This is a genomic window from Corallococcus sp. bb12-1, assembly GCF_026626765.1.
GTDB lineage: Bacteria > Myxococcota > Myxococcia > Myxococcales > Myxococcaceae > Corallococcus > Corallococcus terminator.
In genome coordinates this window covers 276,118-299,673 of the sequence record NZ_JAPNJZ010000002.1, presented here as the reverse complement: position 1 = coordinate 299,673, position 23,556 = coordinate 276,118, and the positions used below count along the sequence as shown (strand labels likewise).

21 protein-coding genes are annotated in these 23,556 nt (G+C 68.8%); 12 read left to right on the top strand and 9 right to left on the bottom strand.

Going from position 1 to position 23,556, the window contains the following annotated elements:
* Positions 1-144: 144 nt before the first annotated feature.
* Complete coding sequence (locus tag OV208_RS07130) at positions 145-993, top strand: helix-turn-helix transcriptional regulator (protein ID WP_267573067.1); 849 nt, start codon at positions 145-147, stop codon at positions 991-993.
* On the opposite strand, the gene OV208_RS07125 is transcribed toward OV208_RS07130, so the two are convergent.
* Positions 983-1,936, bottom strand: a complete 954-nt coding sequence (locus OV208_RS07125) for an oxidoreductase (RefSeq protein WP_267573066.1) — start codon at positions 1,934-1,936, stop codon at positions 983-985. The genes OV208_RS07130 and OV208_RS07125 overlap by 11 nt on opposite strands.
* Before the next feature lie 92 nt (positions 1,937-2,028).
* A complete protein-coding gene (locus OV208_RS07120; RefSeq protein WP_267573065.1) occupies positions 2,029-3,000 on the bottom strand; it encodes a hypothetical protein in 972 nt (323 codons plus the stop codon).
* A gap of 156 nt (positions 3,001-3,156) precedes the next feature.
* Here OV208_RS07120 and OV208_RS07115 point away from each other — a divergent pair, with 156 nt between their 5' ends.
* Positions 3,157-3,552 (top strand): VOC family protein, encoded by a 396-nt coding sequence (locus tag OV208_RS07115; RefSeq protein ID WP_267573064.1) that lies wholly within the window; start codon positions 3,157-3,159, stop codon positions 3,550-3,552.
* A 3,391-nt stretch (positions 3,553-6,943) separates the two neighbouring features.
* Here OV208_RS07115 and OV208_RS07110 read toward each other — a convergent pair.
* Positions 6,944-8,425 (bottom strand): transposase, encoded by a 1,482-nt coding sequence (locus OV208_RS07110; protein ID WP_267571816.1) that lies wholly within the window; start codon positions 8,423-8,425, stop codon positions 6,944-6,946.
* 1,107 nt (positions 8,426-9,532) lie between these two features.
* Here OV208_RS07110 and OV208_RS07105 point away from each other — a divergent pair.
* From OV208_RS07105 to OV208_RS07080, 6 genes are all read left to right on the top strand, one after another.
* Complete coding sequence (locus OV208_RS07105; protein ID WP_267573063.1) at positions 9,533-10,324, top strand: ParA family protein; 792 nt, start codon at positions 9,533-9,535, stop codon at positions 10,322-10,324.
* 107 nt (positions 10,325-10,431) lie between these two features.
* The gene (locus tag OV208_RS07100; RefSeq protein WP_267573062.1) at positions 10,432-11,319 is read left to right on the top strand and encodes a ParB/RepB/Spo0J family partition protein; all 888 of its coding nucleotides are present in this window, start codon (positions 10,432-10,434) and stop codon (positions 11,317-11,319) included.
* Positions 11,320-11,322: 3 nt separating this feature from the next.
* Positions 11,323-11,763: a bactofilin BacM gene (gene bacM, locus OV208_RS07095; RefSeq protein WP_120533124.1), complete on the top strand. Its 441-nt coding sequence runs from the start codon at positions 11,323-11,325 to the stop codon at positions 11,761-11,763.
* Positions 11,764-12,306, top strand: coding sequence for a hypothetical protein (locus tag OV208_RS07090; protein WP_420714982.1), 543 nt, complete (start codon positions 11,764-11,766; stop codon positions 12,304-12,306).
* A 107-nt stretch (positions 12,307-12,413) separates the two neighbouring features.
* A complete protein-coding gene (locus OV208_RS07085; RefSeq protein WP_267573061.1) occupies positions 12,414-12,866 on the top strand; it encodes a CoA-binding protein in 453 nt (150 codons plus the stop codon).
* A 310-nt stretch (positions 12,867-13,176) separates the two neighbouring features.
* The gene (locus OV208_RS07080) at positions 13,177-13,365 is read left to right on the top strand and encodes a hypothetical protein (RefSeq protein WP_120533125.1); all 189 of its coding nucleotides are present in this window, start codon (positions 13,177-13,179) and stop codon (positions 13,363-13,365) included.
* A 121-nt stretch (positions 13,366-13,486) separates the two neighbouring features.
* On the opposite strand, the gene egtD is transcribed toward OV208_RS07080, so the two are convergent.
* The 3 genes from egtD to OV208_RS07065 all read right to left on the bottom strand — a co-directional run bounded on the left by egtD (position 13,487) and on the right by OV208_RS07065 (position 16,749).
* Positions 13,487-14,509 (bottom strand): L-histidine N(alpha)-methyltransferase, encoded by a 1,023-nt coding sequence (gene egtD, locus OV208_RS07075; protein WP_267573060.1) that lies wholly within the window; start codon positions 14,507-14,509, stop codon positions 13,487-13,489.
* A 7-nt stretch (positions 14,510-14,516) separates the two neighbouring features.
* The gene (egtB, locus tag OV208_RS07070; protein ID WP_267573059.1) at positions 14,517-15,851 is read right to left on the bottom strand and encodes an ergothioneine biosynthesis protein EgtB; all 1,335 of its coding nucleotides are present in this window, start codon (positions 15,849-15,851) and stop codon (positions 14,517-14,519) included.
* A 232-nt stretch (positions 15,852-16,083) separates the two neighbouring features.
* Positions 16,084-16,749 (bottom strand): trimeric intracellular cation channel family protein, encoded by a 666-nt coding sequence (locus tag OV208_RS07065; RefSeq protein ID WP_267573058.1) that lies wholly within the window; start codon positions 16,747-16,749, stop codon positions 16,084-16,086.
* Positions 16,750-16,881: 132 nt separating this feature from the next.
* Between OV208_RS07065 and OV208_RS07060 the strand changes: the two genes are divergently transcribed.
* Complete coding sequence (locus tag OV208_RS07060) at positions 16,882-17,259, top strand: response regulator transcription factor (protein ID WP_267573057.1); 378 nt, start codon at positions 16,882-16,884, stop codon at positions 17,257-17,259.
* A 64-nt stretch (positions 17,260-17,323) separates the two neighbouring features.
* Here the strand turns inward: OV208_RS07060 and OV208_RS07055 are convergent, their stop codons facing one another.
* Positions 17,324-17,509 carry a hypothetical protein gene (locus OV208_RS07055; RefSeq protein ID WP_267573056.1) on the bottom strand — a complete coding sequence of 62 codons (186 nt, stop codon included), beginning with the start codon at positions 17,507-17,509 and terminating at the stop codon, positions 17,324-17,326.
* Positions 17,510-17,908: 399 nt separating this feature from the next.
* On the opposite strand from OV208_RS07055, the gene OV208_RS07050 reads away from it, so the two are divergent.
* The 3 genes from OV208_RS07050 to OV208_RS07040 all read left to right on the top strand — a co-directional run bounded on the left by OV208_RS07050 (position 17,909) and on the right by OV208_RS07040 (position 19,549).
* On the top strand, positions 17,909-18,415 hold the full coding sequence (locus OV208_RS07050) for a hypothetical protein (protein ID WP_267573055.1): 507 nt from the start codon (positions 17,909-17,911) through the stop codon (positions 18,413-18,415).
* Positions 18,416-18,663: 248 nt separating this feature from the next.
* On the top strand, positions 18,664-19,044 hold the full coding sequence (locus OV208_RS07045) for a helix-turn-helix domain-containing protein (RefSeq protein WP_120544834.1): 381 nt from the start codon (positions 18,664-18,666) through the stop codon (positions 19,042-19,044).
* A gap of 28 nt (positions 19,045-19,072) precedes the next feature.
* The gene (locus OV208_RS07040) at positions 19,073-19,549 is read left to right on the top strand and encodes a cupin domain-containing protein (protein ID WP_267573054.1); all 477 of its coding nucleotides are present in this window, start codon (positions 19,073-19,075) and stop codon (positions 19,547-19,549) included.
* Positions 19,550-19,633: 84 nt separating this feature from the next.
* Here OV208_RS07040 and OV208_RS07035 read toward each other — a convergent pair whose 3' ends face one another.
* Complete coding sequence (locus OV208_RS07035; protein ID WP_267573053.1) at positions 19,634-22,486, bottom strand: Ig-like domain-containing protein; 2,853 nt, start codon at positions 22,484-22,486, stop codon at positions 19,634-19,636.
* Between the two features lie 257 nt (positions 22,487-22,743).
* Complete coding sequence (epsA, locus tag OV208_RS07030; RefSeq protein WP_267573052.1) at positions 22,744-23,547, bottom strand: exopolysaccharide biosynthesis glycosyltransferase EpsA; 804 nt, start codon at positions 23,545-23,547, stop codon at positions 22,744-22,746.
* Between the last annotated feature and the right edge of the window lie 9 nt (positions 23,548-23,556).

Here is a 23,556-nt window from a genome sequence, read left to right as displayed (position 1 = left end):
ATCCGATGGTTGTATTCGATGCTCGACTGCCGTGTCCTTTCTCCCCTCACGGGATGCGCATGCGTGACGGGACCTGGATCCGCACGCCCGCGCGGACGAAACGCGCGCGGCGCCACATCCGGTGATCGCCTAACGTGTCGCCCCGTGACGGATACGCCACGCATCCCAGGGCGCGCGGAGCTCGCGCAATTCCTCCGCAGCCGTCGTGCTCGCGTTCATCCGGAGGACGTGGGCCTTCCGGACGGGGGACGGCGGCGCACGCCGGGCCTGCGCCGGGAGGAGGTCGCCCGTCTCGCGGACGTCGGCGTGAGTTGGTACACGTGGCTGGAGCAGGGGCGGGACATCCACGTGTCGGAGCCGCTGCTCGAACGGCTTTCGCGGGCGCTTCGCCTGACACCGACGGAGCGAGCCCACCTCTTCGAACTCGCGCATGGCCGACCGGCGGCGCGTCCGGTGATTTCGCCCGCAGCCATCAGCGACACCCTCCGGCGGATCCTCGAGGGCTATCCCTTTCCGGCGGTGGTCTCCACGCGGCGGTGGGACGTGCTCTCCTGGAACGAAGCGGCGGCGATCCTCTACGGAGACCTCGCGAGCATGTCCGTCGAGGAGCGCAACGGGCTCTGGGCGCTGTTCATGAACCCGGACCGTCGCGCCCGCATGCCGGGCTGGGACGCGGATGTGCGCCGGGCCGTCGCGGGCTTCCGGCGCGATGCCGCGCGCGCCGCCGACCGCTCGGAGTTCGATTCGCTCGTGACCGCGCTGGCCGCCGTCAGTCCGGAGTTCGCGCGCATCTGGGACGAACACGACGTGGTCGAACTCTCCGAGGGGCTGAAGGTGATCATCCACCCTGGCATCGGTCCCATCGAGTTCGAACACGTCACGCTCTCGCACCTGGAACCCGACGGTCACGAGCTCCGCATCTCGTTCTACTCGCCCCGTCCCGGGGAGAGCATGGAACGCGCGCGCCAGGTGTTCCCGCGCGCTAACCGCTGATCCGCGCGCCGGTCCACGCCTCGCTCGCTGTCCACAGCCGTTCGGCGAGGGCCGGATCCACCGCCCACGGCATCACGCCTCGGGGGATGGGGGCTTCGGGGCCCACGACTTCCGCGATGTCGACGTCATCGCAGTAGACCCCACCCATGCCGTCGAGCTGGGGACTCGTCGCGCACCAGATGCTCGTCGCCGCGCCCTGTTCCACGGTCTTGAGGGGCGCGATCTTGTTCGAGTTCTCGATGGCGCCGCGCTTCTCCTCCTCCGACATGGACCGCATCAGGTCCGTGATGATGCCGCCGGGGTGCACGGAGAACGCGCGCACCCGGTGGGCCTCGCCGCGTGCGTCCAACGCGAGCGCGAACAGGATGTTCGCCGTCTTCGACTGCCCGTACGCGACCCACTTGTCGTAGGGGCGCCGCTCGAAGTTCGGATCCTCGAAGTCCATTCCGGCCAAGCGGTGGCCACGCGACGACAGGGACACCACGCGCGCGTCGTTCGCCTTGCGCAGCGCGGGCCACAGGCGCGTCGTGAGCTGGAAGTGGCCCAGGTGGTTGGTCGCGAGCTGGGACTCGAACCCGCGAGCATCCCATACGAGCGGCGTCGCCATGATGCCGGCGTTGTTGATGAGCAGGTGGAGGGGACGGCCGGACTTCACGAATCGTTCGGCGAAGGCATCGATGGACGCCGGATCCGCCAGGTCCAACTGCTCCAGCTCCACGCGCTCCATGCCCGCGAGCGCCGCACGGGCCTTGTCGGGTGTGCGTGCCGGAACGATGACCGTCGCACCTGCGGCGGAGAGCACGCGCGTGGTCTCCAACCCGATGCCTGCGTATCCACCGGTCACCACGGCGATGGCGCCATCGAGTCGGCGGTCGCCCATCACCTCGCGCGCCGTCGTCCGCGCGCCGTAGCCAGACTTCAGGGGCTTCTGGTTCGTTGTCATGGCCGCAACCTGACGGCGGGTGGCCTTCGCGAAAAGAGCGTCAATTCATCCTATGTCCCGCACCACCAGGATGAGACGGAGCGCGTCCGGGTTCAGCGGGTTGGCGGACGCTGCTTCGCCTTCCGGGTCCAGTCGAAGGCGTAGGTCCGCTCCGCGCGCTGGATGACCGGAGCCTGTCCCTTCACGGTGAAGGCTTCGGTGTCCACGATGCGCACGGAGAAGGGGCGCAGGGTGGTCGGTTCGGTGATCAGCTCCACGGTGGTCACGCTGCTCGCGGATTCGAGCACCTCCGCGGCGCACGGGTCGGACGCATTGCGAGCCAGCGCCGCGCTGCACCGCAGCTCCCGGGTCCGAGCGACGACCTGGCGGTAGGGCGCTCCGCCCAGCGACGTTTCCCATTCCAATCGGACCGCACCGGGAGTTTCCGCGACCGCGCCCCGGTGACGAAGCGTGGAGCGCTGCTCCAGCGGACCGTTGGGATGACGGAGGGCCGTGGTCTTCGTCTGTTCCTGTCCGGGCGCGAGCCGCACGCCGTTCCACGTTCCCACCCAGGCGGTCCACGTCAGCTCCGCGCGGTCTCGGAGCACGGTCTGGAAGAGGGGATTGTCCCAGCGGGCCCGTTGGGTTTCGCGAGCCCGTGGATCCGTTTCGAGCACGGTGACGGCGCGCTCGAACGCGGGTTCCAGTCCCGCGAGGTCGGTGAGGGCGCCGGTCCCGGAGAGCACGAGACCCGGCTTGGTGAAGGTGGTGAGCCGTGCCTTCGGGTCCTCCGTGCTGGCGACTCCCGGTGGGGACCTGGGCGAGGCGGGTTCGAGCTGTTGGAGGTTTTCGAATTGAAGCTCGGAACCTGGCCCGGGTTTCCGCGCGGTGAGCACGCCGTCGTACTTCAGCGAGGCGTGTTCGCGGCCGCTGTCGATCCGCTCCGTGATGCCCACGCGGGACGGCACGGGCCAGGCGAACTTGAAGGCCGTGACCGGAGGGGGAGCACCCTCGCTTCGGGCCGGGCCCGCGCCGAGCAGGACGAGGACGGAGAGCAGCGGGAACCCTGGGGGACGGATGGACATGGGTGCGAGTCCGGTAATGCGCTTCGGTGTTCCGCGCAGCGTTTCGTCAGGCCGGGAGCTTGGGTGTCGGAGCAGGGCAGGGGGCATGCTCCCGGTCGTGGCCTCCGGGATGATGCGCGCGGTGCGCGGTCGGGTCGACGGCGCGAGGAGCACACGATGGACACGGTGATGAAGCTGCGGGTCGCGAGGCCGGCCAGGGACCTGGAAGCGGTGGTGCGGTTCTACCGGGACGGGTTGGGCTTCGAAGTGCTCGGAGGGTTCGAGGACCACGCGGGGTTCGATGGCGTGATGCTCGGGCACCCGGGCGCGCCCTACCACCTGGAGTTCACGGTGGAGCGCGGACACGAAGCGCCGCGCGCGCCGACGGAGGACCACCTCCTGGTGTTCTACGTGCCGGACCCCGAAGCGTGGGCGGCGCGGGTGCACCAGATGGAGGCCGCGGGGTTCGCGGCGGTGCCTTCGCGCAATCCGTATTGGGATGCGCACGGAAGAACTTTCGAGGATCCGGATGGCTACCGCGTCGTGATTCAGCGCGCGGCCTGGACGCGTTGAAGGGGGGCAGGGGAGGGTGGTTGGTTTTTTCGGGGTCCGTGAATGGCGGGGTCCGAATCCGAGCCCTCTCCGGGTCCGCGAGAGTTCGTTGTGCGCAGGTCCTGGGCTCCACCGACCTGCGTCTCCGTCAGGTCCGCGCGAGTCCGTTGTGCGCGGGTCCGGATCCTTGCCGGACCCTGAAGCGCGGAGTCGGTCGGCGAACCGTCCCGGTGATTTCGTCGCGGGTCGGGCCCGAGGAACTCACCGGGTGAACACGGCAACGGACCGTGTTCCACGTGGAACACGGTCCCGGCTGGCGGACCGGCGCGAGGGGACGCTCCTGTGGGCTGGGGTCCCATGCTTCTTGTCCGTGATGGGGCGGATACGTGGAGCCCGTGAACGCTTGGGTGGATGCAGGTACAGGTCTGGAGGCCGTGCGGGTCGCGACTCGGGTGACCCTTCCGGTGCCGGAGCACGTGCCGGTTCACCGGCACCCAGACTCCATGCGCATTCCTGTCAGGAGACCGCACGCGGACGGGCGCGGCGTGCCGTCAGGTGCTCGGTGCATGGGCACAAGCAAGCAGAGGTCGATGCCCGCGCTTCCAGTTCCGAACCGCGAGGCGGGATCCGTGCCTTCCGAAGCGTTGCGTGTCCGCGCGGTGGACAGCGAACCGGAGGGTCCCCATGGAGGCTGTGTTCCACGTGGAACGTGCGCAGCCTGTTTCGGGAGGCGTGGGCTTTGGGGAAGGGGAACGTGTCGTGCGCTTCGACACAGGTCCCGCCGTGCTGCTCACTGCATTGCTTCGCTTCATGGACCCAGCATCAAGCTTGGGGCCGGCATGATGGCTGGGTGCCAATACGATGGGCTCGCTGGGTTCCAGGTCACGGCGACACCGGAGCCCATCCCGTCAGCGACCGTGTTCCACGTGGAACACGCTGCCCCGCGAAGGTCCGGATGGGCAGGTGAAGTCGCGTGGTGGTTGCCCTGCCCGTGCCGAGGCGGAGGCCTCAAGGCCGTGTGCCCCGCGCGGTTCGTGCCGCACCGGTTTTGGATGCGCATGTGTAGCTGTTGAGGGATCCGGTGGAGCATCTGGGTGGCCCACGGAGACTTCGACCTGCCGCTGCTCTTCATCCGAACGCGCCAGATGCGTCAGGCCTCGGGGCATGCGGAACACGTGAATGGCCATGCACTTCGAAGACGCGTGGAAGCTCGCTGCTCCACGGAGGGTGCTTCGGTGTTCCACGTGGAACACGGTTGGGGTGCGGCCATGAAAGACGGAGGCATGAATCGCGGAGCTCCCCCTCCAGCCCTGCGCCCCATCAGGAGTCGTTCGCGGTCCTCATCTGATTCTTCGACCGAGTTCGCATGAGGCGAATCCTGGCCCACGCGATGACCACGGTGGATCCATCACACATCGGTTGAGGGAGCGGAATGGCGATGCGTGTTCCACGTGGAACACTCCACAAGAAGGGGCTCTCCTGGCTGCTCGTGCCCCAGCCTTCGGTGGTGGTCGGGCACCCGCGAAGGACCTGGTCGTGGGCTGGCTGCGAGACGCGAAGACACGCGGGATGCAGCTCAACGACATGGCCTGAACTCGAACACGCACGCACCTGAATCACGCCAGCGAACCGCATGCACGGGAACCTCCGGATCCGCGTGAGGTCTGGTGGCTGCGTGCGGGTCCCGGGCGCTGAATGCGGGACGTGAAAGGAGGCGCTGGTACGGCTGCTCCTTCTCCTGCCTTCATCCCGGATCCTTGTTCAGAAGCACTGCCTGCTGCGCCGCGAGGCCTCGCGGTGAACGAGGTGTTCCACGTGGAACGTCCCTTCGCGAAGACGTCCGAACCCGCATGGGCTTGTTCGCGCGGATGCGTGCTGGAGCCGCTTTCGTGTCATCGGGTGATTCGCACGTGTGCACGGAGTCGATGGTGGCAGCGGCCGTGTTCCACGTGGAACGTCGTGCTGCTCTTCATGCCGCGCCTGCGCATCGACACCGTTGGGTTGAAGCAGGCACTGGAGGCGATGGACTGGGCATCCGGTGACGTGTCGCTTCGATGCGGTGTGCACGGTTGCGAAGGCGGTCGAGGGGCCGGCCGTCGTTGTTCCACGTGGAACGTCGGCTGCGTTGAGCGCGCATGCGGATGGGCAAGCACGGGCCAGGTGGAACGCGTGGCTGCCTGCGTGGTGGTCCGGTGGGGAGAAGGCGCGGCGGGGTGTCTTGTTCCACGTGGAACAGGGTCACGCGTGGGCGGCCCGTGCGCGGCGGGGCTCACCCGCATGACGACGTTCAGGACCGACCGACGCGCATCGGAAGCCGTGACGAAATCCCGTGGCGCGAGCCGTGGCGCCACCGGACGGTCCGCGATGCCGGCCGCATCACGTGTCGGTTCCGAACCGATTCGCGAACGCGTGCACGTGACCTCTTCTTCGCGCGGAGGGTGTCGCCAGGAAGAAGCACGGCGGTTCGTGTTCGTAGACACGCGATGGGATGGGGGACACGCGACCTCGACACCGAACGGTGCGCGGGGGCCCCGGCCCTGGGCTGTTCCACGTGGAACGTCGGAACGGGTGAGCTGACTCATGCATGAGTCAGGAGCGTCGAAGGTCGATGCAGGGCAGGACCGCGCCCCTGCCCATGAACGGTGGGGACGACACGGAGGTGAGGGCTGATGGTCCCGGGGCGCGGCCTGTGGCAGCGCGCTCGAAATCCCGGATGGGATTCGGTGCGCATCTCGCATGGACCTCCTCTCGGTTCATCTGGGACACGGCCCTCCGGATCCAACACACCGGCGTCCGCGATTCGTGGACCGGGGCATCACGCCAGGCTCTGTCCACGCCGCCTCCGCTCGGTCTTGGACATGGGACTTCGGATGAGCAGGCCCTGATGCGCTGAGTGCTCAGCGATGCGTTCAAGTGGAGGCATCCGATGCGAGGTCGTCGAGCCGCCGCGCAGATGCCCCAATGCATCCCGAACCCCGGTGCGAAGCTTCCAGCGCGCCGCGCCTGGTCCCGTCCGAACCCATCAGCCCGAACGCGAAGTCATCGGCCCAGGACAACAGAGGATCCGAAGAACGTTCTCGCGAAAGCCCATGACCGCGCATCGCGAAGCCAGGCAGGTCGCCAGAGGTTCGTTGACGAAGCCGGTGCGAAAGCCCGGCTCAAGAGGATGCACATCCGGCGAAGGGTGTGGTCGCTCACGAAGCGGAGGGGCTTGGGGCGTAGGTTCTGGAGGCTTCGGAGGCGCACAGCCCACCGTCCTGTTGCCCTGGGGGTCGTGACGCAGTCAGCCCCTTACGCACCGCCCCGCGGATTTGTTCGCGAAAGCCGGTGGAGGAAGCTTGGGCTGGAAGCCACACTCCGCGAACGAGGCGTCCCAAACCTGTCCGACAGGAGGGTTGCGCGGAATAGGGGTTCAGCCTGGCTGCGATGCAGGGGGAGGAGCAGGGGCTTCGAAGAGGACGAAGACACAAAAAAGCCGGCTGCGGGTGAGCAGCCGGCTGACGTTATGGGCCAGCAGTTTGAGGAAGACTTCCGCGTCGATGGCGGGCGGGTGCCGGGACGAGAGGCGACGAAAGCCCATGTCCTGCTGCAGCGAGGCGAAGACGGGCTCCACGGTGGCCATCCGTTGCAGGTACCGGGCCTTGGCGTCTGGCTGCCTCATGCGCGCCAGCATGGCCTCCAGCGCGCCTTCGTACTCCCAGCGCACGCTGAAGGTGCGGCGCCTGGCGTGGGTGCACCGAGGACGCAAGGAGCACGTCGGACAGCCCTCGCCGAAGTAGACCTCGCACCGGTCGAAGTGATTGAGCACCGGCCCGCGCATGGTGCGCCCTGCCGGACACACCACGGCCCGCCGCGCGTGCTGGAGGATAAACGCCTCGCGCTGGAGCATGCCGGGCTTGTTGGCCAGAGGGCCGGTGGCCGGGCCCGGGTTGAGCAGCACGTCCACGCAAGGGCGCTGGTGGGCGGCGAAGCGCAGGTCCTCTTCACTCCAGTAACCGGAGTCTCCGGCCACTTGCAGCCGCGTGGGCAGGGGCACCCCGGCCGTGTGCAGCACGCGGCGCGTGCGCTGCATCGCCTCTTCCAGATGGCCCTTGTCATTGCCCGAGGCCGTTAGCAGGACACCTACCACCAGTCGCTGCGTGACGCCGCTGGCCACCACCGTGAGGCGGTGCCCCGGGTGCACGCCATTGCCAGGAAACTGCATGAGGGCCGCGCGGGGGTTGCTGAGGACCACGCTGGCCGCGGCCCGTTGCTCGCACAGGCGTACCGCCTCCTGGTGCTTGCGCACCTGCCGCGAGTGCTGCTCGCGCTGGCAAGCGTCCAGGGAGTCGAGCTCCACCGCGCCCAGGTGCTTCAAGCGCCGCAGGGACTGCGAGTGCACGCGCACCTGGCTGCGACTGGCATGGGCGCGCAAACGCACGCTGTCGATTCCCAACTCCTGCGTCCGCACCAGGCCCTCCTCCACGGCCCAGCGCACCGTCTCTTCCAGTGCCGCCAGGAAGAGGCCGGCATTCTCCGCGCGAAAGCGGTTGAGGACCGCAACGCTGATGCAATGGCCTCCGCTGAGCCACCGCAAGGCGCAATCCGTTTGCAACGCACGCGCGACCCGCGTCCCCTGGTGCAGCCCGATGAGGCTGGCGTAAAGCCAGAGCCCCAGCAGCTGACGCGGCGCGAACCCATTCTGGCCCAGGGCCGAGTAACGGGCCTCCACGGCCCTCATCTCGAAGCGCTCCACCACGCGCTGCACCCTTCTGGCCAGATGCTCCCGGGGCACCAGCCGCTGCGCGAGGGCCAGCGCTTCTCTGTCGGGCGCTTTGAAGCGAGGGGCCGGGTCCTTCGGGATGCGCCGCCTCGGCTGCTTCGCTGGCGGGCGGGGGCCGTTTTCTTCCTCCATCACCCCCTCTCTACCCTCCCCCCAGACTCCCTTATTCCGCGCAACCCTCCAGTCGGACAGGTTTCCCAAGGTGGAGCCCGGCACGTCCCTCCGTGCTGCTCTTCTCGCGAGGCTCGCCGGGGTTGAAGCCCAAGGTGGATCCCTGCGCTTTGCTGGCCCCGGAGCCCGCCGCCACGAAAGTAGATGGCCGCATCGCGAAGTCGTCCGGGAGTTCGAATCAGCGCCATCTCGAAGCACCTCGCCACGAACGGGGATGACCGCATCCCGTGGGTGCCCGCAGAGCCCCGGAGTCATGTGCCGCGTCAGCTTGGGGATCTCCGCCGCGAACTCCCACGGTCGCATCGCGAAGCCATCGCCTACGAACATCGAAAGCCCGAAGAGGTCCGATGCGAACTCCCACGGTCTCATCGCGAATCCATCCGCTCACGAACTTCGGGGGCCCGAAGAGGTCCCCCGCGAAAACCTCCGAAGCTACGGGCTCTCGACCATCACAACTGCGGAGCCCGTCACCTCGAACACCCCACGGACGCGTGTCGAAGGTGCTGCGGGGGAACTAGCCCACGGCCGTTGCAGTCTCGGAACCTGCTCCGCGAACGCCAGCGACGGCATTGATCGACCGGCAACTCCCAACTCGAAGCCACCCGCCCACGACCACCGCATCCACGGAAGCCCATGCCGCGTGCGCCCACGGCCGCATCGCGAAATCGCGTGACGAACCTCGCCCAATTCCACGTGGAACGCCGGACCCGGGAACGCAGCGAACACGAAACGTCGAAACGCGCGAAGTCACCCGCGCGCGCTTCCTGTCGCCGACCCCCCGAAAAAACCAACCACCCATCCGGAGGGCCCAAAACCGGTGTCGGGAGCAGCCGGGCAGGCAGCGCCACGGTCGCTTCGCCGCGTGAATTCCAGCCCATGCGATGCCCGTTCCGCTGGCCTTCGTGCCCACCGAGCAAGGGGGCTGGCAGGGGCTTCCGTTCTTCGAGGACGTGAATTTGATCCGTCCGCGAACCCCGTGCTAGCTGCCTGATCAGCACTAATTAGTGCGGATCGAGCACTAATTAGTGCGGGGCTCCGGTGAACCCGGGGCGAGAGAGGATGGGCCACGTGGGTCGTATCATCTGCATCTCCAACCAGAAGGGCGGGGTGGGCAAGACCACCACCGCCATCAACCTCGCGGCGAGTCTCGCGTCCGCCGAGCGCCGCACCCTGCTGGTGGACATGGACCCCCAGGGCAACGCCGGCAGCGGCCTGGGCCTCAAGCGCGATGCCCTCCACGGCACCGTCTACGACGCCCTGCTTGAAGGCCGCCCCGCTTCTGAGCTCATCCACCCCACCGAGCTGAGATTCCTCCAGGTCATCCCCGCCACGCCCGACCTCACCGGCGCGGAAGTCGAACTCGTCAACCTGGAGCGGCGCGAGTTCCGCCTGCGCGAAGCCCTGCTGCCGCTCAAGGACAAGTACGACTACATCATCATCGACTGTCCGCCTTCGCTGGGCCTGCTCACCCTCAACGCGCTCGTCACCGCGGACTCCGTCCTCATCCCGCTGCAGTGCGAGTACTACGCGCTCGAAGGCCTCTCCCAGCTCACCCACACCATCGACCTGGTGAAGCAGGGCCTGAACCCCGCGCTCAAGATGGAGGGCATCCTGCTCACCATGTTCGACGCCCGCGCGAACATCGCCCATCAGGTCGTCGACGAAGTGCGCGGCTACTTCAAGGACCAGGTCTTCCAGGCCGTCGTCCCGCGCAACGTGCGCCTGTCCGAGTGCCCGTCCTTCGGCAAGCCCATCATCCTCTACGACATCAAGTCGAAGGGCTGCGAGAGCTACCTGGCGCTCGGCCGGGAGCTCATGCGCCGGGAGAACCCCCGGCCGTCCAAGCGCCGGGTCGCCTGATCGCCCACCGCCTTTGATGCGAATGGGCTGACGCCTGCCCCGGTTCGCCGGGTACACCGATGGCCCGATGCGCCGGCACCACGCCAGCGCGGGAGTTCCTGAACACCGTGCAGAAGACCGCAGACACCCAGAAGCGCGCCCTGGGCCGGGGCCTCTCCGCACTCATCCCCCAGGCCGCCCCCGCCGCTCCGGCGCCGGTGCCCCCTTCGAAGGCCGGGGTGCTGAAGCTGGCCATCGAGGCCATCCACCGCGACAACCTCCAGCCCCGCCGCCACTTCGACGAGGCGAAGCTCCACGAGCTCACCGAGTCCATCAAGGCGCAGGGCATCCTCCAGCCCATCCTCGTGCGCAAGGATGGGGACGGCTACAAGATCATCGCCGGCGAGCGCCGCTGGAGAGCCTCGCAGGCCGCCGGCCTCAAGGAGATCCCCGCCATCGTGCGCGAGGTCACGGAGGCGCAGGCCTTCGAACTCGCGCTGGTGGAGAACCTCCAGCGCTCGGACCTGAACCCCATCGAAGAGGCGGATGGTTACAAGCGCCTGGTGGACGAGTTCAAGCTCACGCAGGAGCAGGTGGCCCAGAAGGTGGGCAAGGAGCGCTCCACCGTCGCGAACGCGCTGCGCCTGCTGGCGCTGCCCGCGGACGTGAAGGAGATGGTCGCGAACGGGTCGCTCAGCATGGGCCACGCTCGCGCGCTGTTGGGCGTGCCTCGCCTGCCGGAGCTGCAGAACCTGGCGCGCCAGGTGACGGAGAAGAAGCTGTCCGTGCGCGACACGGAGCGGTTGGTGCAGCAGGGCCGGACCGCGAAGAAGGACACCGGGAAGCCGGCGCCCAAGGTGAGTCCGCAGGTGAAGGCCCTGACCGAAGAGCTGCAACGTCGATTGGGGACAAAGGTGCGCTTGTCGGAGAAAAGCCCAGGAAAAGGCACCCTTGAAGTGGACTTCTTCTCCTACGATGACCTGGACAGGCTGTTGAAGCTTCTGAGGAAGGAGTAGGGCGTGGCGCTCCTTGGCGGAAAGAAAGACGAAGCACCCAGCAAGCCCCTGTTCAAACGGGAGGAGGATCACGTGTCGACGCGTCCGGGTGAGGTTCACACGCTTCTGGGTAAGGGAAGCGAGTTCGAGGGGAAGCTCACCTTCGAGGGTCAGGTTCGAATTGACGGGAAGTTCAACGGGCAGATCATCACCAAGGACGTTCTCGTCATTGGCGATGGCGCCCGTGTGCAGGCGGAGATCACGGCCGGCACCGTCATCATCAATGGCACGGTGGAAGGCAACGTGCGCGCCGCGCAGCTCATCGAGCTCAAGCAGCCGGGCCGCATGAAGGGCAACCTTGAGACGCCTTCGTTCACCATGGACCGCGGCGCCATCCTGGAGGGCGCGGTGAAGATGGAGAACATTGGCAAGGGTGGCCCGCCGCCCATGGGCGAGAAGAAGTAGGTGTCCGTCTTCCCGTCCAGCGTGCGTCGGGTCGCGGGCTTCGTGACCCTCGCGCTCTTCGCGGGATGCCGGGGCTGCCAGGAGGACACGCCGTCCTCCGGGAGCCTCACGGAGGACGCCGGCCTTCGCTCCGGCGTGAAGGTGCCGCTGCCGCCGGGATGGTCCGCGCAGGTGGCCACCGACGGCAGCTTCCAGGCGGGCCCTCCCGGCCGCCCGGCGCTGCGCGTGGACTTGAAGCCGGGGCAGGGCGAACAGATGCCCTCCTCGGAGAAGCTGGCGGACACCGTCCGCGAGCAGATGAAGCACTTCACGCTGTCGCTGGACCAGGAAGAGGACGCGGAGTCCTTCTCCCTCTTGCGCGTCACCCTGGCCCCGACGCTCGTGGATGGAGGCGTGGGCCCGGAAGCGCCCGCGTTCTTCGGCGCCCGGCGCGTGGGCGAGGACCTGTTCCTCTGCGCCAGCCTCCCCGGCGCCTCCACCGAGGAAGTCCGGCTGGCCACCGAGGCCTGCCGCACCATCCAGGTCCAGGCCGCGCCCCGCTGAAGCCGGACGTCCTGCGCAGGACGGTTGGCGCCCTCCAGGCCCCACCCCGGGTTGTGCACGGACTGCTTCGCCTCGTTCGATGGGCTCCTTCCTTCAAGGAGCAGCCCATGGACGACTGGCGCAAGAACCTCATCGAAGACCCGACGGGCATCGGAGCACTGCTGGGCAGCAGCAAGCGCGTCGCGGTCCTGGGCATCCGGCCGGACACCCACCCGACCAAGCCCGCGCACGCCATCCCCAAGTTCCTCAAGGACCATGGTTTCACGGTGCTGCCCGTCCCCACGCACCACGAGCAGGCGGGCGCCACCATCCTGGGTGAGCCCGTGTCCGCCACCGTGAAGGACGTGCCCGGCGAGGTGGATGTGGTGGACGTGTTCCTGCGCCCGGAGGACATCAACGCGCACGTGGACGACCTGCTGGCGAAGAAGCCCCGGGCGGTGTGGTTCCAGAAGGGCATCCGCAACGACGCCGCGGCGGAGCGCCTGGCGAAGGCCGGCATCCAGGTGGTGCAGGACCACTGCATGATGGTGGAGTGGAAGACGCATCATCCGCACGGGTAGGGCGGGCGAAGCCGGCCGGGCCCGGACACTCCGTTGGAGAAGGCGGGCGAAGGCGAGCGAGCAGGAACGTTTTGCGCCGCCCGCGTGTCCCCATTACGTGAAGCGGGTGATGTTTCTCGAAGCTGAGACTGGGTGGGGATGGACTTTGGGGCCGACCCGAGGTGCAATTCCGTCCACGCTCCAGCATCACGTGACCCCGGGACTTCCCGAAAGCCTTCCGACTTCCTAACCTTAGCTTCCCGATCTGCGTCGAGCGCCCGTCGTGGCCCGTATCAGGTCCTTACGCTGTGCCCCTCGAAGGAGTCCGCGCATGACGCTCACCGAGATGCTTCCCCTCCCCCTGGCCGTCGTGGAGATTGGCGCCCTGGGTGAGCAGCTTGCAGCAGCGGGAGGCCTGGTCATCACCGCGGCAGCGGCACTCTGGGCCGCGTGGACCCGTCCGGCGCAGCCGGCCCCGGTGCCCGTGCCGGTGCGTCGCAACCCGCCGCGCCGCCGTTAGTCGTCGCAACGCCGCATCGCCGTACCCCGGGGGGGCGTCTTCGCCCGGTGCCTGACTTCGGGCCCGTGCCCGGCGCCTTCATCAGCGCGCCGGGCGGCCCTGCCGAGCGACGGTTTCCCGCTCAGCGCTTCATCGCCAGCGACAGCGCGAAGTCGCCGTCCGCGTCCGTCCACCACGCGGCCAGGTCCAGACCCGCGTCGCGCAGCTCCTCCTGCACCTGCTCGCGACAGAACTTACAGCTCACCTCCGTGCGCAGACATTCGCCCGCGGCGAAGTCCACGCGCTTCTCCAGGTCCCCCAGCCACACGGACTGGGCCTTGCGGGAGATGAGCCGCATTTCGATCCACGCGTTCTTCTCATCGAACGGGGCCAGGTGTTCGAAGGCCTCCGGGTCGAAGTCCGCGTTCAACTCGCGGTTGAGCACGCGCAGCACGTTGCGGTTGAAGTCCGCCGTCACGCCCGCGCTGTCGTTGTAGGCGGCGAAGAGGCGCTCGCGGTCCTTGATGAGGTCCGTGCCCAGCAAGAGCCCGTCCCCCGGCCGCAGCCCGGAGGACAGCTCGCGCAGGAACAGCGCGCGCTGCGCCGGCTTCAGGTTGCCGATGGTACCGCCCAGGAACGCGATGAGCCGCCGGCCGCCGCCCGGCAGGCGCCCCAGGTGCTGCTCGAAGTCCCCCACGACGGCGTGCACGGCGATGCCCGGGTACTCGCGCGCCAGTCCCTCCGCGGCCTTGCGCAGGAACGCCTCGCTCACGTCGAAGGGCACGAAGCGCTTGAGTTGCCCGGCCGCGTCCATTGCGTCCAGGAGGAGCCGCGTCTTCTCGCTGGTGCCGCTGCCCAGCTCCACCAGCGTGTCCGCGCCGCTCAGCCGGGCGATGTCGTCCGCGTGCGCGTGCAGGATTTCGCGCTCGCGGCGCGTCGGGTAGTACTCCGGCAGGCGGGTGATGTCGTCGAAGAGCTGGCTGCCGCGCTCGTCGTAGAGCCACTTGGGGCTCAGCTCCTTGGGCGCATGGCACAGGCCCTGGAGCGCTTCGGTCCGGAGCGCGCGCTGCGCGTCCCCTGGCTTCACGTACACGTCCACGCGGACGCCCGGTGCTTCGTGGGTGCCCGGAACCTGCGCCTCACCCTGATCCGTCCTCATCCTCATGCGTTCCTCACCTCACGTCCCGTGCACAGCGAAAGCCGGCGAAGATCTGCCGGCGGATGGGGAAGTCCCAGTTGCGGAAGCTGTTGCGCACCGCCACCGGCGCGCTCGCCCAGGCGCCTCCCCGAAGCACCTTCGACTCGGTCCCGAAGAACACCTCCGAGTACTCGCGGTAGGGAAAGGCCCGGAACCCCGCGTACGGCTGGAAGTCGCTCGAGGTCCATTCCCACACGTCGCCCAACAGCCCGAAGACGCCGTCCGCGCTGCGGCCCAGCGGATGGCTGCCCACGGGTGACGGGCCCCAGCGCGTCCCGCCCAGGTTGGCGTGCGCGTCCGTGGGCGCGTCGTTGCCCCAGGGGTAGCCGCGCTCCACGCCGTCGCTGCCCTGGGCGGCCTTCTCCCATTCGGCCTCGGTGGGCAGGCGCTTGCCGGCCCATCTCGCGTAGGCGTCCGCTTCGTACCAGGACACGTGCTGGACGGGTTCGTCCCTGGGCAGCGGCTCCACGGTGCTGAAGTGGCGCCGGAGCCACACGTGCTGGCCCTGGGGCATCCAGAAGAGAGGGTGGCGGATCCCTTCCGCCTGGATCCACGCGAAGCCCTTGGGGTCCCACCAGCGCGGATCCTCGTAGCCGCCGGACTCCACGAACACGAGGTAGTCCCCCGTGGTGACGGGGTGCGCGTCCAGGAGGAAGGGCGCCACGTCCACGGCGTGCCGGGGCTTCTCGTTGTCGTAGGCCCAGGCGTCCGCGCCGCCCAGGTGCACCGGGCCGCCGGGGATGAGGACCTCGTGCTGGGGCACCGCGCCGGGCTGGTGACGCGGCGGCTCCACCGGGTGGTACTCGCCACGCGTCATCAGTTGCAGCGTGGCGGCCAGCGTCTCCGCGTGCTGCTGCTCATGCTGCGCCACCATGCCGAAGACGTAGCCCCCGGCGAGCAGCGGATCCGCGCTCTGCACGGGCAGCACTTCCAGATGTGCAAGCACCGCCTCGCGCACGCGGGTGGCGTAGGCCCAGGCGGCCTCCGGCTCCAGCAGCGGCAGCGTGGAGCGGGTGCTCCGGGGGTGGCGGAAGGCGTCGTAGATGGCGTCGAACGCTGGATCCGTGAAGGCCGGTGCACCCAGGGAGCGCAAGAGCCACTGCTCCTCGTAGTTGGCCACGTGGGCCACGTCCCAGACGAGCGGCGACATGAGCGGCGAGTGCTGCCGCATCAGCTCCACCTCCGGCACGGGCGCCAGCATCGCCTGCAGGCGCGCCCGCCCGGCTTCCAGCTCCTTCAGGGCACGCGCCTTCCAGGCCGTTGCTTCCCCCGTGGCGCTGCCCTCCTGCTTCGTGGCCCTCATCGACATGGTCGGCTCAAGGTAGGAAGGGGCTCCGGGCCTCGCTAACCCCCCAGGCCCCTCGCGTGCGGGGCTCGCGTGAGGGACCACACGTTTGCGAGCCTGCTTCCCCTCCGTCATGACCCGGAGTCCTAACCCGCCAGGGACCCCCTGTTGGGGTCCTGTGAACCTGACTGGTGCTTTTTGCTCAAAATAAATGACCCGGGCATGGGATGACCCGGCGGGTGGGGCCCCGGGGTGGCTACCGCTGACGGCGCTGGCGCCAGGCCTGGAGGCGGTCCAGCAGGTGCGGCAGGTCGACGCGGGCGGGGAGCCACCACCCGCGCCACATGGCCAGCAGGCGCAGCACGGTGGCGAAGGCGATGGAGATGATCTCCGCCAGGGGTACGGGGAGCTCCAGGCCCACCGCGAGCGCCACGTACGTGAGCGCGCACAACAGGGCCACGGACGCGTACAGCTCACCCGGGGCGACGATGGCGGAGGGCTCCCCCAGGAGCACGTCGCGGATGACGCCGCCGCCTACGGAAGTGACGAGCCCCAGGAACACCGCGGAGGGCAGGGGCAGGCCGAATGCGAGCGCTTTCTCCAGCCCCAGCACCACCCAGACGCCCAGCAGCAGCGCGTCCACCACGTCCAGCGCCCGGTGCAGCCGGGCCATCCACGGCGCGAAGGCGACGGCGATGAGGGCGCACGCGGCCACCGCCAGGAAGAAGCGCGAGGAGCGCAGCGCGGCCGGGGGCTCCTGCCCGAGCAGCACGTCGCGCAGCATGCCGCCCCCCACGCTGGTGCTGATGGCCAGGGCCAGCACCCCCATGGCGTCCACCCGCCGCCGCAGCGCGTGCAGCGCCCCCGACAGGGCCCCCAGCCCCACCGCGCCCAGCTCCAGGTAGACGGGCAAGGTCAGCATGGAGCCACCCTCCCAGAGCGGAGGCCCCGGCCCCAAGAGGGGGACCCTCCAGGGCTGGGATGTGTCCACCAGTTGTCGGGGATTTCCGGATTGGCGTGCTTGAGGGTGGGAGGGGGTCCGTATGCTGTCCCCATGGCCCATTCCGCGCCCATCCGTCCCGTGCTGGTGGTGGAGGACGATGACGACGTCCGCGCCGCCATCGCCGAAATCCTGGAGGGGGAAGGCTACGAGGTGGCGGTGGCCGCCAACGGGCACGAGGCCCTGGAGGAGCTGGTCCACCTGGCGGCGCCGTGCCTCATCCTGCTGGACCTGAGGATGCCGGTGCTGGACGGCGCGGGGTTCCTGCGCAACCTGCGCTCGGACTGGCCCCAGCTGAAGTCCGTGCCGGTGCTGGTGCTCACCGCCGTGGACACCGAACCCCCGCCGGACACGCAGGGCCTCCTGCGCAAGCCCATCATCCCGGACGAGCTGGTGGCCATCGTGGACCGGCTGTCCGGCCGGCGCGCCTGAGGCGTCTGGCGAGGCCTCTGGCGAGTCTTCTGGCGACGCGTCTGGAGGTGCTCCGGGCGGTGCTTCAGCCCACGCGCGTCACGGCGAGCAGCGTGAGCGTGCTGGCGCGCGGGTCGCGCTCGTAGACGAGCTCCAGGCCGTGGCCTTCCACCTGGTGCCGCGCGGGCCCCGCCACCGAGTCCTGGCTCCGCGACCGCTCCGCCAGCCGCGTCAGGGCCTGCTGCAGGGCCTCGAACGCTTCAGCGGACATGCGCCCCACTTCCCGCCAGGCAGGCGGCGCGTAGTGGACGCGGTACGGAAGGATCAGTCGATTTCGGGCGGAGGACTGGGACACGGTTTCGGTTCCTTGACGGAGAACCGTCCTTGCGAACCGCGTGCCTGCCTACATCCTGGGGAATTCCGGGCACTTTCGAGCCCGCCTGCCACCGGCCGGACTGAAGAAGTTACGGATCGGCTGGAAATCGTAGGAGAAGAAATGACTGCCGGTGAGGGCATTCCGGGGACGGGGGTGGACGGGGGTCGTCCGCACGACCGGGCTTCGGTGCGGCGGGCATCCGGTGCGGGACGGCTGCCCCCTGCCCGGCGGGTGCGCAGCGTTGAACGGACAGGCCCGGGCATCCGGGCCCACCCATTTCGAGGAGGCACACCCATGGAACGGCGGACCACCCCCTGGTCGGTGACGAACGGGCTGCTCTTCGGCGTGGCCGCGGGCGTGATGTTGGCATTGGCGCAGACGGTGCTGTCGGTGGCGGCGGGGGACGGGGCGTTCCGGCCGGTGCGGATGAGCGCGGCGGTGGTGCTGGGGACGCCCGCCTTCACGCCGCAGGTGTCCACGGGCCTGGCGGTGGCGGTGGGGCTGGCGGTGCACCTGGCCATCTCCGCGGGCTGGGGGCTCATGTACTCGCTGCTGGACGCGATGCTGCCCACGGACGGGCGCGGCCGCTGGGAGTTCCAGGCGGCGGTGGGGATGCTCTTCGGCATCTTCGTGTGGCTGGTGGACTTCCAGTTGCTGGCGCGCGGCTACTTCCCCTGGTTCCTGGACGTGCCGCAGTTCGTCCAGATTGTGTGGCACGCGGTGTTCATGGGCCTGCCGCTGGCACTGCTGTTCACGGCGGCGGAGCGCCGACGCTCGCCGCTGGTGGAACCGTCGCCCTGACAGGGCCTCCCGCGAGGGGGACCGGGTGGGGTGGCCGGTTGGACCTGGCGGGTCGGGTCCGTGAGGCCCATGGGCCGCGCCGGATTCGAGGGGGCATCCCTTCTCGCTCCCAGGCGGGAATCCAGGGGCCAAGGGGGTGAAAAGAGGGTAGGAAAAAACGCCAGGGGTATGGTGACATGACCCGACCTTCAGGGTTATGCGGTGCGCCCGCGGCCATGGGGGCGCTACCTACCGGGGACTGGCAAGGCATGGACACTGAACTGGCGGGCATCCTGGGCGCTGCGGCGCGCACGGTGCGAGTGCGGATGGGCCTGACCCAGGCGGACGTGGCGGACCGCATCGGCATGGCGTCGGAAGTGTATGGCCGGCTGGAGCGCGGGCACATGCTGCCGAGCGTGCAGAACCTGCGCCGTCTGTGCGTCGTCCTGAACATCCCTCCGCACAACATGCTGGGCCTGGGCGAGGAGTTCGCGGCGCCGCCGCCGAAGGAGAAGGTCCGGGCGCGCAGCGACGAGGAGCCGCCGGAGATGCGCCGGCTGCTCAGGAACCTGCGGCGTCTGACGCCGGTCCAGCTCAAGCTGATGAATCTGGTGGCGTCCGCGATGCAGCAGCAGAAGAAGAAGCCCTGAGAGTGTGAGGCGTTAGACTGTGGCCACCATGGTCGAAGAACTGGTGCGCAGGCTGGACCTCAAACCCCATCCGGAAGGGGGCTACTACCGGGAGACCTACCGTGCGGCCTTCCAGGTGCAGACGCTCCGGGGGCGCAGGTCTGCGGGGACGGCCATCTACTACCTGCTGACCCAGGGCATCTTCTCCGCCTGGCACCGGGTGGTGGGGGCGGATGAGCTGTGGTTGTTCCACGACGGGGAACCCCTGGCGCTGCACCTGATGCACGAGGACGGCCGGCTGGAGACGGCGGTGCTGGGCCGCAACGTGATGAAGGGCGAGCAGCCCCAGGTGCTGGTGCCCGCGGGCGTGCTCCAGGCGGCGGAGACGCTGGGTGGGTACACGCTGGTGGGCTGCACGGTGTCGCCAGGGTTTGAGTTCGCGGACTTCGAATTGCCGGACGCGGAGGCCATCGTGGCCCGCCATCCCGCGCACGAAACGATGATCCGCCGGCTGTCGAAGCGCTGACACGACACCGGAAAGGCAGACGGGGCGGAAGGCCCGTGAAGACCTCCCGCCCCGCTCTGGAGTGCATCAAGCCCTGTCAGTGGCTCAGGGGTTGTTCTTCACGGTGAAGCTGAAGCTCTGGATGACGAAGTTGTCCACCGCGTCGGTCATCCAGACATCCACGGTGTGCGTCCCATCCAGCAACTCGCGGGTGTCCAGCTCCGCGGTCCACGTGCCATTCGACTGGAGCGTGCCGGCGCGGATGCCGGACCCGTCCCGCGTGAACGCCACGTTCTTGATGCTGCTCAGCGCGTCCGTCACCCGGGCCGACAGGGTGATGACACCGCTGGCCGTGCCGTTGGGCACCGGCGTGAGCAGCGTGGCCGTGGGCGCCTGCGTGTCATAGCGCACGGTGCGCGTGGTGCGGACGTTGCGGCCCGCCTCGTTCGTCACGTCGATGGTGAGCGTGTTCACGCCCGACGCCAGCGTCACCGACGTCTGGATTTCCCCGCCGCCGCGCGGCAGCTGGAACATCTGGCTGCCCAGCTTCACGGTGGTCGCGGACATGGAGGACACGCGAATCACATACGGCAGCGTGTGGTTGGCGCGAGGCCCGAAGGTGGCCCCGTCCGCCGGGTCCGTCGTCACGGTGGGGATGCCCGCGTCCACGAACACATGCACCACGGCCTCCGTCACGTTGCCCGCGGAATCCGTGGCGCGCACCAGGATGCCCTGCTCGCCGAAGTTCGGCATGCTCACCGGGTGCGTCACCGTGCCGGTGCCGAACTCCAGGAGCGTGCTGTTCACCCACTGCGTCTCCACTCGGGTCGGCGTCTGCTCATCAATGAGGCTGGTGACGTCCACGATGGCCGTGCCCACCACCTGGCCCTGCACCGGCGACTGGATGGTGATGACCGGCGGGATGCGGTCCACCGTGAGGTTGATCTGCTTCGTGTTGATGCCGCCCAGGTTGTCACGGCCCGTGAGCTGGATGATGTTCGGGCCTTCCACCAGCTCCACCGGCGTGTAGACGAGGCCACCGCTCGCCTCGGGAGTCACGACCACCGGAGCGCCGCCGTTCACGATGAAGGCCGCGTAGGTGATGACCGCGCCGTTGGTGGCGGGCTTCACGAAGCCCCACACGGACAGCGTCGTCTCCCGGATGAACGCGGGCTGGTTGCCCATGATGATTTCAGGCGGCGTGTACGGATAGGCATTGATGATGAGCGTCTGGGCCGCCGTGCTGCCCAGCAGGTTCGGCGGCGTCGCCAGCGTCACGCCCGAATACACCGCGCGGTAGTCCTGCGCGCCCGTGACGGTCCACGTGTCCGTGGAGAGGCTCCACGGCAGGGAGAACACGCCGTCGCCATCCGCGTCGTCATCCGCGCCAATGGCCACGCCGGCCACGAAGAAGGTCACGACACCCTTCAGCGGTCCCTTCACCACGACGTTCGTCGCATCCACCACCCGGGCCGACAGCAGCGTCGCCTGGCCAATGGTGAGCTGCGCGTTCGCGGCGGGGGTCAGGATGCTGGTGGTCGTCGCCTTGCCCGTCACCGGAGGCGGCGGCGGGGTGTACGTGCGCACGCGCGCCGAAGCCGACACGCCCGGAGCGCCACCGGAGGCTGCCTTCACGGTGACCTCCGACAGCAGCGACGGCAGGAGGTTCGCGGGTGCGCGCACGGTCAGCGTCACCGTGGACTCCGCACCCGACGCCAGGAACACCGTGGGCCGGTTCAGCGTGGCCGTCCAACCGGGGAGGCCGCCCGCGGCGCTCAGCGTGTACGTGTCCGCCTGATAGCCGTGGTTCTTCACCTTGAACGTGTAGGTCGTCTCCTGGAGGGCCGGGTCGTAGATGGGGAACATCTGGGTGTCCTCGCCCACCACGGACACCTCCACGCTGAAGTCACCGAAGCACGCGAGGCCCAGCGACGCGAACGTCGTCGGGATGTCCGGCGTGGCCGTGCCCGAACCCCAGCTGCCGTCCGCCGCCTGCCGCGACTTCAGCCATTCAATCGCATTGAACAGACGCGCGTTGCTGGCCGGCTCCAGGCCCGCGAGGCACATCGCATACACCGTGATGCCCGTGTCGAAGTCGTTGGACGCGTTCGCGGGCAGGCTGCCCCAGCCCTTGCCGCCCACGGGGGCCATCGCCGTCAGCTGGTTGGCCAGGGTGGTGATGGCATTCGTGTTCACGTTGTTGGCGCCAGCTCCCGCGGCCTTCAGGCCCACGATGGCCCAGGACTTCTGGAAGATGTACGGCATGCCGTCACCGACGACGGACGTGTCGTTGTTGTTGAGGTTGGCGCGCAGGTACGCCGCCGCCTTGTCGATGGCCGTCTGGTATTGCGCCGCCTTGGCCGGGTCCACGCGCTGCTTCGCCTGCGCGAGCATCACGATGTAGCGCGCCGTGATGGGCACGTTGCCGTGATTCACGGGGAAGCCGCTGTGGTCCTCCGGCCACCGGCCGCTGGCCTGCTGGATGCCCAGCGCCCAGTTGGCCGCCATCACCAGCGAGCTGCTGTACTGGGTGGACACGTACTGGTCGTAGCCCGCCAGGCCGAACGACGCCCAGCTCGTCTTCGAGTTCGGGTAGGCGGTGCCCTCGTGCAGCCAGTTGCCCGCGGGCTTCTGGTCCGTCTTGATGCGCGCGGAGATGAACTCCAGGTTGCCCAGGATGGTGCGGCCGGTGGAGGGGGTGGTCTGGGCCATGTTGTAGCCATTGGCCTTGGCGCTCGACAGACCGAACACCGCCGCGCCCTGACGGTGGCACGCGATGCAGTTCTGCGACGTGGTCCAACTGGCCACGTCCGCGCTCAGGAAGTGGATGGCCTTCTGCGTGGCCTCCGTGTTGGTGGCCGCGGCCGCCGGCAGGCTGAAGGCCGACAGCAGCACCGCCGCGAACACGGCGAGGCGCGCCGCCCAACGGGGCGACGAACGGGAGACGGCAGATGTCATGGGTGCATCCGAGGTGTGGGTGAGCACGCCCCGAACGCGGGACCGCCGGCCCCCGGACACACGCCGGCCTGCCCACCCGCGCGTCACTGCTGGCGCCCCGGTGGTTCGGTCCGATGTCTGACTGGAAGGAAGCGCCCCGCCTAAAAGACGTGCGGGGCTAGAATACTGTAGCTTGGCTGGAAATGTCCAGGGTGGGGCAAAGACCTTCAAGCCCTGAATTCAAGGACATACGGCCAAGCGAGCGAGTCTGTTGAGACTCACTCTCCCTGTTTACCGCCGGTGCGCTGCCACAGCTCGCGCACGAGGATGAGGCCGAACTGGGAGTCGTTGAGGATGTACCGGCGCCACAGGCGCTTGGGCTCGTTGGTGAGGCGGTAGAGCCACTCGAAGCCGGCCTTGGCGATCCACTCCGGCGCGCGCTTGGCGGTGCCGGCGATGAAGTCGAACCCCGCGCCGATGCCGATGGCCACCGTGGGCCCCAGCTTCTGGGCCACCTGCGAAATCCACACCTCCTGCTTGGGGCTGCCCAGGGCGACGAAGAGCAGGTGGGGGTCCTGTTCGCGGATTTTGGCGACGATGGGATCATTCTGCGCGTCGCCCGCGTCCAGGTTCACCATGGGCGAGTCCCAGCCCACCACCTCGATGCCGGGGTACTGCGCCTGGAACTGGCGGCCCACCTTCTCCGCGACGCCGGGGCCGGCGCCCAGCAGGAAGATGCGCCACTTGCGCTCGGCGCCCAGCTTCACCAGGGGGAGGATGAGGTCGGAGCCGGCGATGCGTTCGGGCAGGGGCACGTCCAGCATGCGCGAGGCCCAGACGATGGGCATGCCGTCCACGACGGAGATGGTGGCCTTGGAGTACGCGTCGCGGAAGCGCGTGTTGGTCTCCGCGAGCACCACGTGGTCCACGTTGGCGGTGAAGACGTAGCCGCCCTGGTGCGCGTCCACCAGGTCCCCGATGGCCTGCACGGCCTCCGGGAACGTGAGCTGGTCGATGGCGAGGTGGCCGATGCTCAGGCGCGGACGGGGAGAGGCGGCGGCGGGGGCGTGTGCGGTGGTCAAGTCAGCGTC

Excerpts from the sequence above, each read along its gene's own strand:
- OV208_RS07125 (WP_267573066.1), bottom strand. The coding sequence starts at position 1,936 with ATGACAACGAACCAGAAGCCCCTGAAGTCTGGCTACGGCGCGCGGACG.
- OV208_RS07120 (WP_267573065.1), bottom strand. The coding sequence starts at position 3,000 with ATGTCCATCCGTCCCCCAGGGTTCCCGCTGCTCTCCGTCCTCGTCCTG.
- OV208_RS07115 (WP_267573064.1), top strand. The coding sequence starts at position 3,157 with ATGGACACGGTGATGAAGCTGCGGGTCGCGAGGCCGGCCAGGGACCTG.
- OV208_RS07110 (WP_267571816.1), bottom strand. The coding sequence starts at position 8,425 with ATGGAGGAAGAAAACGGCCCCCGCCCGCCAGCGAAGCAGCCGAGGCGG.
- OV208_RS07085 (WP_267573061.1), top strand. The coding sequence starts at position 12,414 with ATGGACGACTGGCGCAAGAACCTCATCGAAGACCCGACGGGCATCGGA.
- OV208_RS07080 (WP_120533125.1), top strand. The coding sequence starts at position 13,177 with ATGACGCTCACCGAGATGCTTCCCCTCCCCCTGGCCGTCGTGGAGATT.
- egtD (WP_267573060.1), bottom strand. The coding sequence starts at position 14,509 with ATGAGGATGAGGACGGATCAGGGTGAGGCGCAGGTTCCGGGCACCCAC.
- egtB (WP_267573059.1), bottom strand. The coding sequence starts at position 15,851 with ATGTCGATGAGGGCCACGAAGCAGGAGGGCAGCGCCACGGGGGAAGCA.
- OV208_RS07065 (WP_267573058.1), bottom strand. The coding sequence starts at position 16,749 with ATGCTGACCTTGCCCGTCTACCTGGAGCTGGGCGCGGTGGGGCTGGGG.
- OV208_RS07060 (WP_267573057.1), top strand. The coding sequence starts at position 16,882 with ATGGCCCATTCCGCGCCCATCCGTCCCGTGCTGGTGGTGGAGGACGAT.
- OV208_RS07055 (WP_267573056.1), bottom strand. The coding sequence starts at position 17,509 with ATGTCCGCTGAAGCGTTCGAGGCCCTGCAGCAGGCCCTGACGCGGCTG.
- OV208_RS07050 (WP_267573055.1), top strand. The coding sequence starts at position 17,909 with ATGGAACGGCGGACCACCCCCTGGTCGGTGACGAACGGGCTGCTCTTC.
- OV208_RS07045 (WP_120544834.1), top strand. The coding sequence starts at position 18,664 with ATGGACACTGAACTGGCGGGCATCCTGGGCGCTGCGGCGCGCACGGTG.
- OV208_RS07040 (WP_267573054.1), top strand. The coding sequence starts at position 19,073 with ATGGTCGAAGAACTGGTGCGCAGGCTGGACCTCAAACCCCATCCGGAA.
- OV208_RS07035 (WP_267573053.1), bottom strand. The coding sequence starts at position 22,486 with ATGACATCTGCCGTCTCCCGTTCGTCGCCCCGTTGGGCGGCGCGCCTC.